Source organism: Actinomadura oligospora ATCC 43269 (assembly GCF_000518265.1).
GTDB lineage: Bacteria > Actinomycetota > Actinomycetes > Streptosporangiales > Streptosporangiaceae > Spirillospora > Spirillospora oligospora.
The window spans coordinates 49,034-65,013 of record NZ_JADG01000021.1 but is presented as its reverse complement, the minus strand read 5'-3'; the positions used below and the strand labels follow the sequence as shown (position 1 = coordinate 65,013).

General features: G+C 72.1%; 14 protein-coding genes. 6 read left to right on the top strand and 8 right to left on the bottom strand.

The window, feature by feature from the left end; translation table 11 throughout:
- The first annotated feature begins 53 nt into the window (after window positions 1-53).
- Window positions 54-578 (top strand): adenine phosphoribosyltransferase, encoded by a 525-nt coding sequence (locus P696_RS0128740; protein WP_026415032.1) that lies wholly within the window; start codon window positions 54-56, stop codon window positions 576-578.
- Window positions 579-1,318: 740 nt separating this feature from the next.
- The gene (locus P696_RS48795; RefSeq protein WP_051468321.1) at window positions 1,319-3,493 is read left to right on the top strand and encodes a RelA/SpoT family protein; all 2,175 of its coding nucleotides are present in this window, start codon (window positions 1,319-1,321) and stop codon (window positions 3,491-3,493) included.
- 30 nt (window positions 3,494-3,523) lie between these two features.
- On the opposite strand, the gene P696_RS0128730 is transcribed toward P696_RS48795, so the two are convergent.
- Window positions 3,524-4,732: an FAD-dependent monooxygenase gene (locus tag P696_RS0128730; RefSeq protein WP_026415031.1), complete on the bottom strand. Its 1,209-nt coding sequence runs from the start codon at window positions 4,730-4,732 to the stop codon at window positions 3,524-3,526.
- Window positions 4,733-4,830: 98 nt separating this feature from the next.
- Between P696_RS0128730 and P696_RS0128725 the strand changes: the two genes are divergently transcribed.
- Window positions 4,831-5,301, top strand: a complete 471-nt coding sequence (locus tag P696_RS0128725) for a MarR family winged helix-turn-helix transcriptional regulator (protein WP_034487504.1) — start codon at window positions 4,831-4,833, stop codon at window positions 5,299-5,301.
- An 87-nt stretch (window positions 5,302-5,388) separates the two neighbouring features.
- Here P696_RS0128725 and aspS read toward each other — a convergent pair whose 3' ends face one another.
- The 3 genes from aspS to P696_RS0128710 are packed head-to-tail and all read right to left on the bottom strand — an operon-like array spanning window position 5,389 to window position 9,197.
- On the bottom strand, window positions 5,389-7,164 hold the full coding sequence (gene aspS / locus P696_RS0128720; RefSeq protein ID WP_026415029.1) for an aspartate--tRNA ligase: 1,776 nt from the start codon (window positions 7,162-7,164) through the stop codon (window positions 5,389-5,391).
- Window positions 7,161-8,447 carry a histidine--tRNA ligase gene (gene hisS, locus P696_RS0128715; protein ID WP_026415028.1) on the bottom strand — a complete coding sequence of 429 codons (1,287 nt, stop codon included), beginning with the start codon at window positions 8,445-8,447 and terminating at the stop codon, window positions 7,161-7,163. The genes aspS and hisS overlap by 4 nt, the downstream gene beginning before the upstream one ends.
- 9 nt (window positions 8,448-8,456) lie before the next feature.
- A complete protein-coding gene (locus P696_RS0128710) occupies window positions 8,457-9,197 on the bottom strand; it encodes an MBL fold metallo-hydrolase (protein WP_026415027.1) in 741 nt (246 codons plus the stop codon).
- 305 nt (window positions 9,198-9,502) lie between these two features.
- Between P696_RS0128710 and P696_RS0128705 the strand changes: the two genes are divergently transcribed.
- A complete protein-coding gene (locus P696_RS0128705) occupies window positions 9,503-10,303 on the top strand; it encodes a peptidylprolyl isomerase (protein ID WP_026415026.1) in 801 nt (266 codons plus the stop codon).
- A gap of 31 nt (window positions 10,304-10,334) precedes the next feature.
- The gene (locus P696_RS0128700; protein WP_084338316.1) at window positions 10,335-11,636 is read left to right on the top strand and encodes a DUF349 domain-containing protein; all 1,302 of its coding nucleotides are present in this window, start codon (window positions 10,335-10,337) and stop codon (window positions 11,634-11,636) included.
- Window positions 11,637-11,720: 84 nt separating this feature from the next.
- Here P696_RS0128700 and P696_RS48790 read toward each other — a convergent pair whose 3' ends face one another.
- From P696_RS48790 to P696_RS0128680, 4 genes are all read right to left on the bottom strand, one after another.
- Complete coding sequence (locus P696_RS48790; protein ID WP_051468303.1) at window positions 11,721-12,380, bottom strand: TIGR03086 family metal-binding protein; 660 nt, start codon at window positions 12,378-12,380, stop codon at window positions 11,721-11,723.
- Window positions 12,381-12,505: 125 nt separating this feature from the next.
- Complete coding sequence (locus P696_RS0128690) at window positions 12,506-13,177, bottom strand: DUF305 domain-containing protein (protein WP_026415024.1); 672 nt, start codon at window positions 13,175-13,177, stop codon at window positions 12,506-12,508.
- Window positions 13,174-13,875, bottom strand: a complete 702-nt coding sequence (locus P696_RS48785) for a thioredoxin-like domain-containing protein (protein ID WP_084338314.1) — start codon at window positions 13,873-13,875, stop codon at window positions 13,174-13,176. The genes P696_RS0128690 and P696_RS48785 overlap by 4 nt, the downstream gene beginning before the upstream one ends.
- 74 nt (window positions 13,876-13,949) lie before the next feature.
- Entirely contained in the window at window positions 13,950-14,417 is a 468-nt protein-coding gene (locus tag P696_RS0128680) for a hypothetical protein (protein ID WP_026415023.1), read from the bottom strand.
- A gap of 241 nt (window positions 14,418-14,658) precedes the next feature.
- On the opposite strand from P696_RS0128680, the gene P696_RS0128675 reads away from it, so the two are divergent.
- A complete protein-coding gene (locus P696_RS0128675; RefSeq protein ID WP_084338340.1) occupies window positions 14,659-15,927 on the top strand; it encodes a replication-associated recombination protein A in 1,269 nt (422 codons plus the stop codon).
- Window positions 15,928-15,980: the final 53 nt, after the last annotated feature.

The following is a 15,980-nucleotide window of genomic DNA, read 5'->3' as shown; positions in this document are numbered from 1 at the left end:
ACGGCCGCCCGCCGATCGTCCGGGCCCCGGAAGAAGACGCAAGAGGGAGACCCGTGGACCTCGACAAGCTGATCCAGGACCGGATTCGCGACGTGAGCGACTACCCGAAGCCGGGCGTGCTGTTCAAGGACATCACCCCGCTGCTGGCCGACCACGTGGCGTTCGCCGGCGTGGTCGACACGGTGGTCAACCACTACGGCCGAGGCACCGTCGACAAGATCGTCGGAATCGAGGCGCGCGGGTTCATCCTGGCCGCCCCCGTCGCCTACCACATGGGCGCGGGCTTCGTCCCGGTGCGCAAGAAGGGCAAACTGCCCGCGCAGACCTACGAGCAGAGCTACGAGCTCGAGTACGGCACCGAGACGATCGAGATGCACACCGACGCCTTCGTCCCGGGCGACCGGGTGCTGATCGTGGACGACGTGCTCGCGACCGGCGGCACCGCTCGCGCGGCGGCCGAACTGGTCCGGCGCGGCGGCGGCGAGGTGGTCGGGCTGTCGGTGCTGATGGAGCTGTCCTTCCTCAACGGACGCGACAAGCTGGACGGCCTGGACGTGCACGCAATGGTGACCGTCTGAGTCCGCAGCCCTTCAGGACTTCGCTCGAACCTCCTCACCTACCCCGCCGGAACCCTCCCGGAACATACGGAATGTCCCAACCCGCAAGAATGTTCTACTGATCACGCACCCGAGATCGTGGTTTGGGCCGGGTGCGAAATGGGGGCCGGATACACTGGCCGAATCAGGGGACCGGCGGGTACGGGCGCACCCGCCCGGCGACCAGGCGAGACGCGCCCGCACGGCTTCGAGGAGGCTGGGTGCCCGGTGAGGTGGTATCAACCGACGCGGTGATCGGAACACGGGCGGACGCCGGACGTCCGGCCGCTCCGAGCGGGGCCGCGGTGCGCGCTCCGGCCGCGCCACCGAGCGCGCCCGCGCCGTCCGGTGGTCCCACGCCCGCCGACCCGCCTCCGGCACTCCCCGCGTCCGCGGCCCCGGCGTCCCACGAGCCTCCGGGCCGAGTTCGGGCCAAGGGCGACGCGAAGCCCGGCGGCACCGAGACCAACCCCGCGGGCAAGGGCCAGACGCCCGCGCCGACCGCGTCCGGAGACCCGGCGAAGCCCGCCGGAGCCGGAGATCCGGCGAAACCCGCCGGATCCACTCCCGCGAAGCAGGCCCCCGCCGGAGGCGGCGGGGCACCGGCCGCGGGCACGCCGTCCGATCCCGCCCCGGCGGGCTCCGGAACGGCCCCGATCCCACCGTCAGCGGCCAGGGTGCGGCGCAGGCTCGCCCGGCTCGGATCCCAACGCGGTCCCGCCATGAACCCGGTACTCGAACCACTCATCAAAACCGTCCGCAACACCCATCCGAAGGCGGACCTCCGGCAGATCGAGCGCGCCTACGACGTGGCCGCGCACCATCACCGGAACCAGAAGCGCAAGAGCGGCGACCCGTACATCACGCACCCGCTCGCCGTCTCGACCATCCTCGCCGAGCTCGGCATGAACACCGAGACGCTGTGCGCGGCCCTGCTGCACGACACCGTCGAGGACACCGAGTACACCCTGGAGGAGCTGCGCGCCGACTTCGGCGACGAGATCGCCGCCCTGGTGGACGGCGTGACCAAGCTCGACAAGGTCAAGTACGGCGACGCGGCCGAGGCCGAGACCGTCCGTAAGATGGTCGTCGCGATGTCCCGGGACATCCGGGTCCTGGTGATCAAGCTTGCCGACCGGCTGCACAACATGCGCACGCTGCGGTACATGCCCCGGCACAAGCAGGAGAAGAAGGCCCGCGAGACCCTCGAGGTCTTCGCCCCGCTGGCGCACCGGCTGGGCATGAACACGCTGAAGTGGGAGCTGGAGGACCTGTCCTTCGCGACGCTCTACCCCAAGCGGTTCGACGAGATCGCCCGGCTGGTCTCCGAGCGGGCCCCGCGCCGCGACGTGTTCCTGCAGGAGGTCATCGAGGCCGTCTCCGCCGACCTGCGCGAGGCCAAGATCAAGGCCACCGTGGTCGGACGGCCCAAGCACTACTACTCGATCTACCAGAAGATGATCGCCCGGGACGTGGACTTCGACAAGATCTACGACCTGGTCGGCATCCGGATCCTGGTGGACAGCGTCCGCGACTGCTACGCGGCGCTCGGCACCATCCACGCGCGGTGGAACCCGGTCCCCGGCCGGTTCAAGGACTACATCGCGATGCCGAAGTTCAACATGTACCAGTCGCTGCACACCAGCGTGATCGGGCCCGAGGGCAAGCCGGTCGAGCTGCAGATCCGCACCTGGGGCATGCACCGCCGGGCCGAGTACGGCGTCGCCGCGCACTGGAAGTACAAGGAGGAGACGGTCGGCGGCCGCAAGGCGGCCGACATGCAGTGGCTCCGGCAGCTGCTCGACTGGCAGAAGGAGACCGCCGATCCGGCCGAGTTCCTGGAGTCGCTGCGCTTCGACCTGTCGGTGTCGGAGGTGTTCGTCTTCACCCCGAAGGGCGACGTGATCGCGCTGCCGCAGGGCGCGACGCCGGTCGACTTCGCCTACGCCGTGCACACCGAGGTCGGGCACCGGACGATCGGCGCGCGGGTGAACGGGCGCCTGGTGCCGCTGGAGTCGGTCCTGGACAACGGTGACACCGTCGAGATCTTCACCAGCAAGGCCCCGGACTCCGGGCCCTCCCGCGACTGGCTGAACTTCGTCAAGTCGCCGCGCGCCCGCAACAAGATCAAGCACTGGTTCTCCAAGGAGCGGCGGGACACCGCGATCGAGTCCGGCAAGGACTCCATCGCCCGCGCGATGCGCAAGCAGAACATGCCGCTCCAGCGCATGATGTCGGGGGAGGCGCTGCTCGTCCTCGCCCGTGACCTGCGCTACCCGGACATCTCGTCGCTGTACGCGGCGGTCGGCGAGGGGCACATCTCGGCGCAGAGCGTCGTCCAGAAGCTCGTGGAGGCGCTCGGCGGCGTCGAGTCCGCCGACGAGGACATGGCCGAGATCGCCCTCCCGACGCGCCGCAAGCGCACCCGGCCCGCCGGGGACCCGGGTGTGGTGGTCGCGGGCGACCCGGACGTGTGGGTGCGGCTGTCCCGCTGCTGCACCCCGGTTCCGGGCGACGACATCGTCGGGTTCGTGACCCGCGGGCACGGCGTGTCGGTGCACCGCGCCGACTGCGCGAACGTCGCGCAGCTCAAGGAGCAGCCGGACCGGCTCATCGACGTCCGCTGGTCGCCCGGCGAGGACTCGGTGTTCCTCGTCGCGATCCAGGTCGAGGCGCTCGACCGTCCACGCCTGCTGTCGGACGTCACGCGCGTGCTGTCCGACCAGCACGTGAACATCCTCTCGGCGTCGGTCACCACCACCCGCGACCGGGTCGCCGTCAGCCGGTTCACCTTCGAGATGGGCGACCCGAAGCACCTCGGGCACGTCCTGAAGGCCGTCCGGTCCATCGACGGCGTGTACGACGTGTACCGCGTCACCAGCGGCACCAACCGCTGACCCCGGCTCCGGGCGCCCCGTCCGGCCCGCTCAGGGCCGGACGGTGTCGTTCCAGTCGATGTGGTGCTCGAACATCCACGCCATCCTCGCCATCTCCTTGGGGCTGTCGGCCTTCCTGAGGATGAGGGGGAGCGCGAGGTCGCGCAGCGCGCGGCCGACGAGGCCCTGCTTCTTGGTGTTGTTCATGCCGGAGCCCCACGTGACGATGCGCTCGACGCGATCGCGGCGCAGGGACTCGTAGCGGGCGAGCGCGTCCGGGACGGCGGGGAGGTCGCGGAGGCAGCGGGCGAGGACGACCGCGTCCTCGGCGGCCAGCGAGGCGCCCTGTCCGGAGGACGGGGAGACCGCGTGCGCGGCGTCGCCGATCACGACCATCGCGCCGTCGTGCCAGGTGGGGATGCTCGGGAGGTCGTACTGGTTGGTGAGCCGGATCTCCCCGCCGGTGTCCCGGACGATCCGCGCGGCGGGCCCCTTGTCGGGGGACAGCAGGTCGATCAGCCGGCTCTTCAGGTCGGCGCCGGTCAGGCGGCGTAGGTCGGCGCGGGACGGCTCCTGCCGTGCGGGCGGGTTGGCGAACCACCAGACCTCGCCGTCGGGGGCGACGGTGTAGCCGAAGAAGCAGTCGCGGCCCCAGATCATCACGTAGTCGCCGGGCTCGGCGTCGATGTCCGCCGTCCGGGTGAAGCCGCCGATGTTGCCGAGGCCGGTGTAGCGCGGGCCGGGGTTGGACGGGTCGATGGCGGTGCGGGTGACCGAGTGGACGCCGTCCGCGCCGACCAGGACGTCCCCGTCCGCGCTGGTGCCGTCGGCGAAGTGGGCGCGGACGCCGCCGGGCAGGTTCTCGGCGCGGACGAGGCGCTTGCCGTGTTCGATCGGGATGTTCCGCTCGGCGACCAGCTTGTAGAGGCCGCCGTAGAGGTCGGAGCGGCGGATGGTGCGGGTGACGGAGTCGTCGTCGAGGGCCGGGCCGAGGGGGATCGAGCCCAGGTGCTTGCCGGTGCCGCTGTGGAACCGGATGCGGCCGCTGGGGAATCCCGCGTCGAGGACGACGTGGTGGGCGTCCACTGCGCGCAGCGCGTCCATGCCGTTGGCCGCGACGGTCAGGAAGACGCCGTGCTCCAGGCCCGCGCTCTCGTCGTAGGCCTCGAACAGCCGGGGCTCGAGGCCGGCCTTGTCCGCCGCCAGCGCCGCGGCCGTTCCGGCGACCCCGCCACCGATGATCAGAACTCGCATCGTCATGCCTCCATATATTTCGTTCGGCCGAACGAAATATATGGAGGCGCGGATGGCCGGTCAAGTTTTTTGTTCGGCCGAACGAAATAGATAGGCTGGGCGGCATGACGGACCGGGACGAGCTGGTGGGACGGCTGCTCGCGGGCGGGCGCGAGCTGAGCAACGCGGCGGTGATGTTCCACACCGCCCTGGCCGGGCACCAGGGCCTCACCGCCACCGAGGAGAAGGCGCTCGACCTGCTGGATCGCTTCGGCCCGCTGACCGCGCGGCAGCTGCGTGAGCGCTCGGGCCTCGCGCCCGCGTCGGTGACCGGGCTGATCGACCGGCTGGAGCGCAAGGGGTTCGCCCGGCGCGTCCCCAACCCCGGGGACAAACGCAGCGTGCTGGTGGAGACCGTCCCCGACCGCCTTGCCGAGCTGGCGCCGCTGTTCGAGGACTACGTGGCGTCGCTGATGGAACTGATGAGCCGCTACGACGACCGGGAGCTGGCCGCGATCGTCGACTTCCTCGGCGAGGCCGCGGCCCGGCAGCGCGAGGCGACCCAGCGCCTGGGGGACGGGCGGCCCGAGACGTAGACAGCGCGAAGCCGACGCCGTCTCGGCCGCGAAACGGCGAAAGGGCCGGTCCGAGAATCGGACCGGCCCTTTCTCATGCTCTGGGCGTCACGCCTTGGCGTTCTCCTCGGCGTTCTCGTCCTCGTCCTCGGGGACGAAGTCGATGCCGGCCTCGGCGCGCTGCTCCGGCGTGATCTGCGTCGGGGCGGCCGTCAGCGGGTCGTAGCCGGACGCGGCCTTCGGGAACGCGATGACGTCGCGGATGGACGACTCGCCCGCCAGCAGCATGGCCATGCGGTCCCAGCCGAACGCGATCCCGCCGTGCGGCGGCGGGCCGAACTTGAACGCCTCCAGCAGGAAGCCGAACTTCGACTCGGCCTCCTCCTTGGACAGGCCGAGGACGTCGAACACCTGCTGCTGCATCTCGGCCTGGTGGATACGGATCGAGCCGCCGCCGATCTCGTTGCCGTTGCAGACGATGTCGTAGGCGTTCGCGAGCACCGCGCCCGGGTCGGTCTTGACCAGGTCGGCGTGCTCGGGCTTCGGCGCGGTGAACGGGTGGTGCACCGACGTCCAGCCGATGTGCTCGCCCTTGTCGTCCTCGACGGACTCGAACACCGGGGCGTCCACGACCCAGCAGAACGCCCAGGCGTCCTCGTCGATCAGGCCCCTGCGGCGGCCGACCTCCAGGCGCGCCGCGCCGAGCAGCTCGCGGGTGGCGTGCGGCTTGCCGGCGCCGAAGAAGATCGCGTCGCCGGGCTCGGCGCCGACCTTGGCGGCCAGGCCCGACTTCTCCTCGTCCGACAGGTTCTTGGCGACCGGGCCGCCGAGCGTGCCGTCCTCCTGGACGAGGACGTAGGCGAGGCCGCGCGCGCCGCGCTGCTTGGCCCAGTCCTGCCAGCCGTCCAGCTCCTTGCGGGTCTGGGAGCCGCCGCCCGGCATGACGACCGCGCCCACGTAGGGGGCCTGGAACACCCGGAAGGAGGTGTTCGCGAAGTACTCGGTCATCTCGGTCAGCTCGAGGCCGAACCGCAGGTCGGGCTTGTCCGAGCCGTAGCGGGCCATGGCGTCGGCGTAGGTGATGTGCGGGATCTCGCCGATCTCGTGGCCGACGATGTCGCGCCAGAGCCGCCGGACGAGGTCCTCGGCGACGGCCAGCACGTCGGACTGCTCGACGAACGACATCTCGATGTCGATCTGGGTGAACTCCGGCTGCCGGTCGGCGCGGAAGTCCTCGTCCCGGTAGCAGCGGGCGATCTGGAAGTACCGCTCCAGGCCGCCGACCATGAGCAGCTGCTTGAACAGCTGCGGCGACTGCGGCAGCGCGTACCAGTGGCCCGGACGCAGCCGGACCGGCACCAGGAAGTCGCGCGCGCCCTCGGGGGTGGACCGGGTCAGCGTCGGGGTCTCGATGTTGACGAAGCCGTGGTCGCGCATGACGTCGTTGATGATGTACGAGCCCTGCGAGCGGATCCGGATGTCGCGGGCGACGGTCTCGCGGCGCAGGTCGAGGTACCGGTACTTGAGCCGGATCTCCTCGTTGACGTTGACGTCGCCCTCGATCGGGAACGGCAGCGGCGCGGACTCGCTCAGCACCTCGATCTCGGTCGCGGCGACCTCGATCTCACCGGTGGGCAGCTCGGGGTTCTCGTTGCCCGCGGGACGGACCCGGACCTCGCCGGTGATCTTGACGCAGAACTCCGACCGCAGGTCGTGCGCGGTGTCCTCCTCGCGGAACACGACCTGGGCGGTGCCCGAGGCGTCCCGCAGGTCGATGAAGGTGACACCACCGTGGTCGCGGCGCCGCGCCACCCAGCCGGCCAGCGTCACCTGCTGCCCGGCGTGCTCCCTGCGGAGCGTCCCCGCCTCGTGCGAGCGGATCATCGTGAAAGCCTTTCCTTCAACGTCGAAGTGGTGTCGGCGAGCGGGACGGGAGTCTGCTCCCCGGACGTCAGGTCTTTGAGCTGGACGACCCCGCCCGCGATGTCGCGCTCGCCGAGGATCAGCGCGAACCGCGCGCCGGACCGGTCCGCGTCCTTCATGGCGCCCTTGAGCTTCTTGCCCCCGAACGCCATGTCGGCCGCGATCCCGGCCTCGCGCAGCTCCGCGACCAGGTCGAACACGCGCCGCTCGGCGCCCTCGCCCAGCGCCACGCCGAAGACCTCGCAGCGCGGCTTGGGCGTGAACTCCGCGCTCCGCTCGCCGGACTCGGACTCGGCCTCCAGGGCGAGGATCGTCCGGTCCAGGCCGAGGCCGAAGCCGATGCCGGGCAGCTCGGGGCCGCCGATGTCCTCCGACAGGCCGTCGTAGCGTCCGCCGCCGCCGATGCCGGACTGGGCGCCGAGCAGGGGGTGGTCGAACTCGAAGGTGGTGCGGGTGTAGTAGTCCAGCCCGCGGACCAGGGTCGGGGTGTCCTCGAAGGCGATGCCGAGGCCCGTGAGCAGCTCGCGGACCCGGTCGTGGTAGGCCTTGCAGTCGCCGCACAGGTGGTCGGCCATGAGCGGGGCGCCCACGAGCTGCTCGCGGACGGCCGGACGCTTGTCGTCCAGGACGCGCAGCGGGTTGATCTCGATGCGCTCGCGGGTCGCCTCGTCCAGGTCCAGGCCGCGCAGGAACTCCTGCAGCAGGGCCCGGTAGGCCGGACGGCACCGCTTGCAGCCGAGCGAGTTCAGCAGCAGCCGCACCTGGGTGAGGCCGAGGGCGCGGTACCAGCCCGTCGCGATCGCGATCACCTCGGCGTCGACGGCCGGGTCCTCGCTGCCGATCGCCTCGAGGTCGAGCTGGTAGAACTGCCGGTAGCGGCCCTTCTGGGGCCGCTCGGCGCGGAAGGCGGGGCCGGTCGTCCACACCTTGACCGGCAGCGCGCCCTGCTTGTGCAGGCCGTGCTCCAGGACGGCGCGCAGCACCCCGGCGGTGAACTCCGGACGCAGCGTCAGCGACCGGTCGCCCCGGTCGGTGAAGGTGTACATCTCCTTGGAGACCACGTCGGTGGACTCGCCGACCCCGCGCTTGAACAGGTTGGTGTCCTCGAACACCGCCAGTTCCAGATAGCCGTATCCGGCCAGCCGGGCGCGCTCGGCGAACGCCTCGCGCACGGCGTAGAGGAGGTCCGCGCGGGGCGGCACGTACTCACTGATGCCCTTGGGGGCCTGGAAGCTCGAACTCATGTCTGTGGGTCAGAATCCCTTGTGCGGGCCGTCGGCGGGTTTCAGATCCGCCAGGTTGCGATCCTCGTCAGTCCCCGGGGACTGACGCCACTGGGCGAGGAAGGGGTTGGTCGCGCGCTCACGGCCGATGGTCGTCTGGGGTCCGTGGCCGGGCAGGACCGCGGTCTCGTCGGGCCTGCTGAGGCACACCCGGGAGAGGCTGTCCAGGATCTGCTCGTAGGAGCCGCCCGGCAGGTCGGTGCGTCCGATGGAACCGGCGAACAGCAGGTCCCCGGTGAACATCACGTCGGGGATCTCCTGCGTGGCCGGGGTCCGGAAGGTCACCGACCCGCCGGTATGGCCCGGCGCGTGGTCGACGGTGATCTCCAGCCCGGCCAGTTCCAGCGTCGCGCCGTCGGCCAGCTCGCGGACGTCGTCCGGCTCGGTGAGCGTCAGGCCGCCGAGGAACTGCTGCCTGGTGGCCAGGGACAGGCCCTTGCCGGGATCGGTCAGCAGGTCCCGGTCGTCCGGGTGGACGAACGCGGGGACGTCCCTGGCGCCGCAGACCGGCGCGACCGACCAGACGTGGTCGATGTGGCCGTGGGTGAGCAGCACGGCGACCGGCTTCAGCCGGTGCTCGCGCAGGATCTCGTCGATCCCGGCCTCGGCGTCCTGGCCGGGGTCGATGATCACGCACTCCTCGCCCGCGGCGGGCGCCACGACGTAGCAGTTGGCGGCGAACGATCCGGCGGGGAACCCGGCGACGAGCACGGCCGTCCTTCCTGTGAATTCGCTGAGTGTGCGGTGGGCGCGGGGCGCCCGCGCCCCGTCCGGATCCGGACGGCGCGGCGGGCCCGGCGTTCTGGCCGGGGAAACGGCCCGTCACCGCCGCACACGCGGTCCTACGAGGGTACCGGCGCGGCCGGTCCCGCCGCGAACGAGATCCCGGGATCGCCGTGTCGGCGGGCCTCCGGGCCCGTCCGGCGTGGTCGGAGGGGCCAACGACAGCCCCGGTACCGCTACTATGCGCTGCACGTTCACCTGATCACACGGTGATCAAACGGAGGGGCAGGCACGTGGCGGCGAAGGACCGCAAGAAGCAGCTCGCGCGTCAGCGCTATGAGCGCCAGCAGGCACGCCGCGAGGCCGAGCAGGCCCGCGCCCGTAACCTGCGGATCGTCGGTGCGGCCGTCGCGGCCGTCGTCGTCATCGGCGGTGGCTCGGCCGCCGCGTTCGCCCTGAACAAGGACGACAAGAAGAAGGACGACGCCAAGGCCTCGGCCACGGCCGACCAGTCCAAGGCCAAGCCCGGCGAGTGCGCCTACAACGCCTCCCAGGACCAGGGCGCCCTGAAGGACGGCTCGAAGCCGTCCGTCAAGCCCGCCTACGCCGGCGCGGTGAAGGCGACGGTCAAGACCTCCCAGGGCGACATCGGCCTGACGCTGGACGGGGCGAAGGCCCCCTGCGCCACCAACTCCTTCGCGTTCCTCGCGAACAAGAAGTTCTGGGACGCCAGCCACTGCCACCGGCTGTCCACGGGGACCGGCCTGCAGATGCTGCAGTGCGGCGACCCGACCGGCACCGGCCAGGGCGGCCCGGGCTACAAGTTCGCGAACGAGAACACGACGGGCGCCAAGTACACCGCCGGTACCCTCGCCATGGCGAACGCGGGCCCGGACACCAACGGCAGCCAGTTCTTCCTCGTGTACGGGGACTCGCAGCTCTCGCCGGACTACACCGTGTTCGGCAAGATCACCTCGGGTATGGACGTGCTGTCGAAGGTCGCCAAGGCCGGCATCGCCAAGGCGGGTGACGACGGCACGGGTGAGCCCAAGAAGAAGGTCACGATCGAGGACGTCGCGATCGCCGGGAAATAGGGGATCGGGATACTAAGGTGTGGAGGGTCCGATGAGTGTGGACACGACCGCGCACTCCGGCGCGCACACGATCGGACCCGCGATTCAGGAGGCAAGGGTGTCCAGCGCGACCGATCCCTGGGGCCGGGTGGACGAGGACGGCACGGTCTACGTGCGTACCGCTGACGGCGAACGCGTCGTCGGGTCCTGGCAGGCCGGGGCCCCGGATGAGGCCCTCGGCTACTTCCGGCGCAAGTACGACGCTCTCGTCACCGAGATCGGGCTCCTGGAACAGCGGGTCCGGACCACCGACCTGCAGCCCCAGCAGGCGCAGCAGAGCATCGCCAAGCTGCGCGAGCAGGTCACCGAGGCGCACGCCGTCGGCGACCTGGACGCCCTGGTGCGCCGGCTGGACGGCCTGGACGGGCTGGTCGGCAAGCGCCGCGAGGAGGTCAAGGCCCAGCGCGAGCACGCCCGGTCCGAGGCCCGCGAGGTCAAGGAGCGCATCGTCGCCGAGGCCGAGCGGATCGCGGCCGAGGAGACGCACTGGAAGAACGGCGGCGAGCGGCTCCGCGAGCTGGTCGAGGAGTGGAAGGCCGCCGAGCGCGTCGACCGTCCCACCGAGACCTCGCTGTGGAAGCGGCTGTCGACCGCCCGCAACGCCTTCACCAAGCGCCGCAAGGCCTACTTCGCCACGCTGGACGACCAGCGCGAGGACGCCCGGCGAGAGAAGGACCGCCTGGTCGCCGAGGCCGAGGCCATGTCCCGCTCGACCGACTGGGGCGAGACGGCCGCCGCCTACCGCGACCTGATGCGCCGCTGGAAGCTCGCCGGACGCGCCTCCCGGGAGGCCGAGGAGGAGCTGTGGGCCCGCTTCAAGGGCGCGCAGGACGTCTTCTTCCAGGCCCGCAGCGCGGCGTTCGCCGAGCGCGACGCCGAGTTCCAGGGCAACGCCGAGGTGAAGGAGCGCATCCTCGCCGAGGCGGAGAAGCTGGTCCCGGTCTCCGACGTCCGGGCGGCCCGGCAGGCGCTGCGCGGCATCCAGGAGCGCTGGGAGGCCGCCGGGATGGTCCCGCGCGAGATGCGGGACCGGCTCGAGGGACGGCTCCGGAAGGTCGAGGAGACCGTCCGGACGGCCGAGGAGTCGGAGTGGCGGCGCACCAACCCCGAGGCCCGCGCCCGCGCCGAGGCCACGGTGAACCAGCTGCGGTCCTCGATCGAGCAGCTGGAGAAGCGGCTGGAGAAGGCCCGCGCGTCGGGCCGCGACAAGGACGTCCGGGACGCCGAGGAGTCCCTGGAGGCCCGCCGCGCCTGGCTCTCGGAGGCCGAGCGCACCCTCGCCGAGTTCTCCTGACCCGATCTCGCACGAGCTGAGCCCGGCGGGCCCTTCGGGGCCGCCGGGCTCACGCGTGTCCCGGGGCGATCGTTCAGGGAACGCTCATGGTGCGGTCCGGTGTCCGGCGGGGTCGCGGCCGAGGAAGGACAGCAGCCGGGTCTGCTCGCCCGAGCCGGGCGGGGCGGTGAGCGGCGCGCCGAGACGACCTTCGGCGCGCATCGGCGCGGCGATCACGCGCGCGGTGGCGAAGGCGTGGTGCACCAGGTCCGGGTCCAGCCGGGACGGCTGCCCGGTGGCGACCGCGAGGTCCCAGGCGTGGACGAGCGGCTCCAGGATGTACCCGCCGAGGAAGTCGCCGAGCGGGAGGTCGCCGAGCGGGCCGAGGTGGACGGGCCGGGCGAGCGCCTCGTCCGACAGCGCCGCCGCGCAGCCCTCGCGGGCGTCGCGCCAGGCGAGCAGGACGTCGCCCGGGCAGAACCGCTCGGGACCGGTGTTGACGTCGGGCCGTGGCGCGCCGGCGGCGAGGGCTTTGATCATGTGCTGGCCGCCGGTGACGTGCCCGGCCACCTGGCGGGTCGTCCAGCCGGCGCACGGGGTGGGCGCGTCCCAGCCGCCCGGGGGGACCGCGCCGACCACGTCCTCGAACAGGTCCAGGGCCCTCTGGTAGCCGCTGGGGAGTTCGCGGGAGCCGGGGCGGGCGCCTCCGCCGGTTCGCCGGACCTGACCGCCGTCTGTGCTGCCGCTCGCTCCGCTGGACGTCATGCCGCCCAGTCACCCGCGATCGGCGGGCGGTGTCAAGCGGGATGCCGGGGCCGGTCCGCGTGGACCGGCCCCGTCCCGTCAGGCCGCCGGGCGAGGCCCCGGCACGCGCCGCCTCACGTGGTGGGTCACACCGCCGGGGCGCCGCGCTCGCCGAGCATCCGCTCCATCAGCGTGATCTCCGCCTGCTGCCCCTCGACCATCGTCCGGGCGAGCCGGGTGACCTGGGCGTTCCCGGTCCGGCCGAGGACGGCCTCGGCCATCGAGACGCCGCCCCGGTGGTGGGCGATCATCAGCCGCAGGTACAGGGTCTCGGCCTGCCGCCCCGACGCCCTCCCCAGCTCGGCGAGCTGCGCGGGCGTCGCCATGCCGGGCATGGAGCCGTCCGCGGGGAGGGACGTCCCGCCGTGCCCGCCGTGGCCCATCCAGCGCATCGGCCCGGCCGGGTCGGCCTTGGGCAGGCCCCAGCCGTCCAGCCAGGCCGTCATCATGCCGATCTGGGCCCGCTGGGTGTTGATGATGTCGTACGCGAGCAGCCGGACGGGCTTGTCCTGCGTCCGGTCGCGCACGATGAACGACATCTCGACGGCCTGCGCGTGGTGGACGCTCATGTCCCGCGCGAACCCGGCCTCCGGCCCCTCGGCGGCGGGCTTGCCGGACCGCTGCGTCCAGACGGCGAGGGCGGCGGCGACCGCCACGACGGCCGCCACCAGGATGATGATCGTCCGCCGTCCGCGCGGGGGCCCGGAGGCGGTGGCACCGGGCTCGGGTTCGGCCTCGGTTTCGGGGAGCGCGGTCACGGGGTGGCCTTGCCGCCGGTGCAGGCCGCGCCCGGCTCCTGCGTCTGCGGGCCCTGTACGAACGCGCGCAGGAACTCGTCCACCCGCTTGTCGTTGGCGCTCTGGACCTTGAGCTGCTTGCCCCACGCGCTCAGCGCGACCGGGGTGTCCAGGCCCGGGTAGGGGCTGAGCAGCGTGTAGGCGGTCGCGCCGACCTTCGCCGACAGCTTGACCACCTGGTCCTTGGGCAGGTCGGGCCGGTAGGTGATCCACACCGCGCCGTGCTCGAGCGCGTGGACGGCGTTCTCGTTGCGGAGCGCGCTGGTGTAGACGCCGCAGTTCTGCCAGAGCGGGTCGTGCGCCCCGCCCATCGGCGGGGTGGAGTCGTACTTGACCGAGGTCTGGACGTGGTCGCGGTTCGTCTCCTCCTTGCTGACCAGGCCCGCGATCTTGGCTCCGTCGGCGGACGAGCGGGCCTGGGTGAACGCGAAGCCGATCGCGACGGCCGCGACCAGCCCGATCACGGTGAAGAAGGCGATCGTGCCCCACGGCGTCTGCCGCTCCGTCAGGGCGTTCTTCCTCTGCGGGGGCTTCTTGCCCCCGGACTTGCCTGACGCGGGCTTCGCGGCAGCGGATTTGGCGGCGGTGGCCTTACCGGCGGCGGGCTTGCCCTTGTTCGGGGTGTTCTTGGGCGCGTTCGGACGCGCGTTCTCGGACATGGCTGTAGAGGTCCTCTCGGATGGCCGTGCTCAGGGATGTCGAGGCGAGGCCGCAGGGGGTGCGGCCGGGGCCCCTACAGCCGGAGGACCTGCAGGGCGGCCAGGGAGAGGGGCGCGGGGGACGGACGGGCCGGGTCGGCGGAGCGCCAGCCCACGCGGGCGGGCAGCAGCAGCTGCCAGCGGCCCGGACGCGCCGCCAGCGCGAGCAGCATGATGCCCAGCAGGACGGCCAGGCAGAGGCAGGTGTCGATGGGGCTGGGCGGCGTCCGGTCGTGCGAGGTGAAGGTGGCGAACGGCGCCCCGCCGTCGCCCGGGGCGGGCCGGTGGTGCGCGCCGTCGGCGCCCGGGACGAACCAGGTGACGACGTCGTGCGGGTGGCAGAGGTCCGGTGGCGGGGCGTGCTCGAGCCCGTAGCTGAACATGAGCCCGGCAACGGCGAAGAGCACCACGAGCAGGCCCGCCAGTCCGTGGCGTCGCTGTGGTGTGCCCTCGAGGCCCTGGGACGCGCGCTGCCGCGCGAGCTGGGCCACCGTTCCGGTCACCGGGTTCGGTTCACCTCCCGGGACGGACCAACGCCGCTCTCGTTCCCGGCGTTCCCGATCAACCAGACTTGTCACCGAACCGAGATACTGTCGGAAGGTGACGAGCAGCCTGGGAGCAGGGGAGCCGGAGGGGCTCTTCGACGATCCGACCGCCGCCGAGCCGGAGCCGGCCCGGGGCCCCGAGCCCCTGCCGAGGAACGGCGCGGTCGCCGCCGACCCCCACCAGCCGCTCGCGGTGCGGATGCGCCCGCGCGGCCTGGACGAGGTGGTCGGCCAGCAGCACCTGCTCGGCCCCGGCACCCCGATCCGGCAGCTCGTGGAGCGCGACGCCCCCATGTCGCTGGTGCTCTGGGGGCCGCCCGGCACCGGCAAGACCACCCTGGCGACCGTCGTGAGCCACGTCACCAGCCGCCGGTTCGTGGAGATCTCCGCCGTCACCGACGGGGTGAAGCGGGTCCGCGCCGAGATCGACCTGGCCCGCCGCGAGCTCGGCATGACCGGCCGCCAGACCGTCCTGTTCGTGGACGAGGTGCACCGCTTCAACAAGGCCCAGCAGGACGCGCTGCTCCCCGCCGTGGAGAACCGCTGGGTCTCGTTCATCGGCGCGACCACCGAGAATCCGTTCTTCTCGGTGATCAGCCCGCTGTTGTCCCGGTCGCTGCTGCTCACCCTCGAGCCGCTCGCCGAGGACGACCTGCGCGAGGTGATCCGCAGGGCCCTCGCCGACGAGCGCGGCCTCAAGGGCGAGACCGGGCTCGACCCGGCCGCCGAGGACCACCTGATCAGGCTCGCGGGCGGCGACGCCCGCCGCACCCTGACCTACCTGGAGGCGGCCGCCATGGTCGCCGAGCCCGGGACGACCGTCGACGTGGGGGTGCTGGAGCGCGCCGTCGACCGGGCCGCCGTCCGCTACGACCGCGAGGGCGACCAGCACTACGACGTCATCAGCGCGTTCATCAAGAGCATCCGGGGCAGCGACGCCGACGCCGCGCTGCACTACCTCGCCCGCATGATCGAGGCGGGGGAGGACCCGCGGTTCATCGCCCGGCGGCTGATCGTCCACGCCAGCGAGGACGTCGGCATGGCCGACCCGACCGCGCTGCAGACCGCCGTCGCCGCCGCCCAGGCGGTCGAGTTCGTCGGGCTGCCCGAGGCCCGGATCAACCTCGCCCAGGCGGTGATCCACCTGGCGATGGCGCCCAAGTCCAACGCCGTGATCAGGGCCGTGGACGAGGCGATCGGCGACGTCCGCAAGGGCCTGGTCGGGCCCGTCCCGGGGCACCTGCGTGACGCCCACTACAAGGGCGCGGCGAAGATCGGGCATGGTGAGGGGTACAAATACGCCCACGACCACCCCGGCGGGGTCGTCCGGCAGCAGTACGCTCCCGACAACGTGCACGGGCGTGAGTACTACCGGCCGACCCGGCACGGCGCCGAGGCCCGGTTCACGGAGGTTCTGGGACGAATCCGCGCCGTTCTGCGAGGTACGTCCCGTCCGAAGGAGAACTGAACCCGGCCCGGGACCCGGACCCGGACGGGCCCGAGATGATCTTCGGTGGAGGG

Coding starts and splice junctions, on each gene's coding strand:
- P696_RS0128725 (WP_034487504.1), top strand. CDS start 4,831: ATGACGGACCGGGACGAGCTGGTGGGACGGCTGCTCGCGGGCGGGCGC.
- aspS (WP_026415029.1), bottom strand. CDS start 7,164: ATGATCCGCTCGCACGAGGCGGGGACGCTCCGCAGGGAGCACGCCGGG.
- P696_RS48790 (WP_051468303.1), bottom strand. CDS start 12,380: ATGACGTCCAGCGGAGCGAGCGGCAGCACAGACGGCGGTCAGGTCCGG.
- P696_RS0128730 (WP_026415031.1), bottom strand. CDS start 4,732: ATGACGATGCGAGTTCTGATCATCGGTGGCGGGGTCGCCGGAACGGCC.
- P696_RS0128675 (WP_084338340.1), top strand. CDS start 14,659: ATGCGCCCGCGCGGCCTGGACGAGGTGGTCGGCCAGCAGCACCTGCTC.
- P696_RS0128700 (WP_084338316.1), top strand. CDS start 10,335: ATGAGTGTGGACACGACCGCGCACTCCGGCGCGCACACGATCGGACCC.
- P696_RS48795 (WP_051468321.1), top strand. CDS start 1,319: ATGAACCCGGTACTCGAACCACTCATCAAAACCGTCCGCAACACCCAT.
- hisS (WP_026415028.1), bottom strand. CDS start 8,447: ATGAGTTCGAGCTTCCAGGCCCCCAAGGGCATCAGTGAGTACGTGCCG.
- P696_RS48785 (WP_084338314.1), bottom strand. CDS start 13,875: ATGTCCGAGAACGCGCGTCCGAACGCGCCCAAGAACACCCCGAACAAG.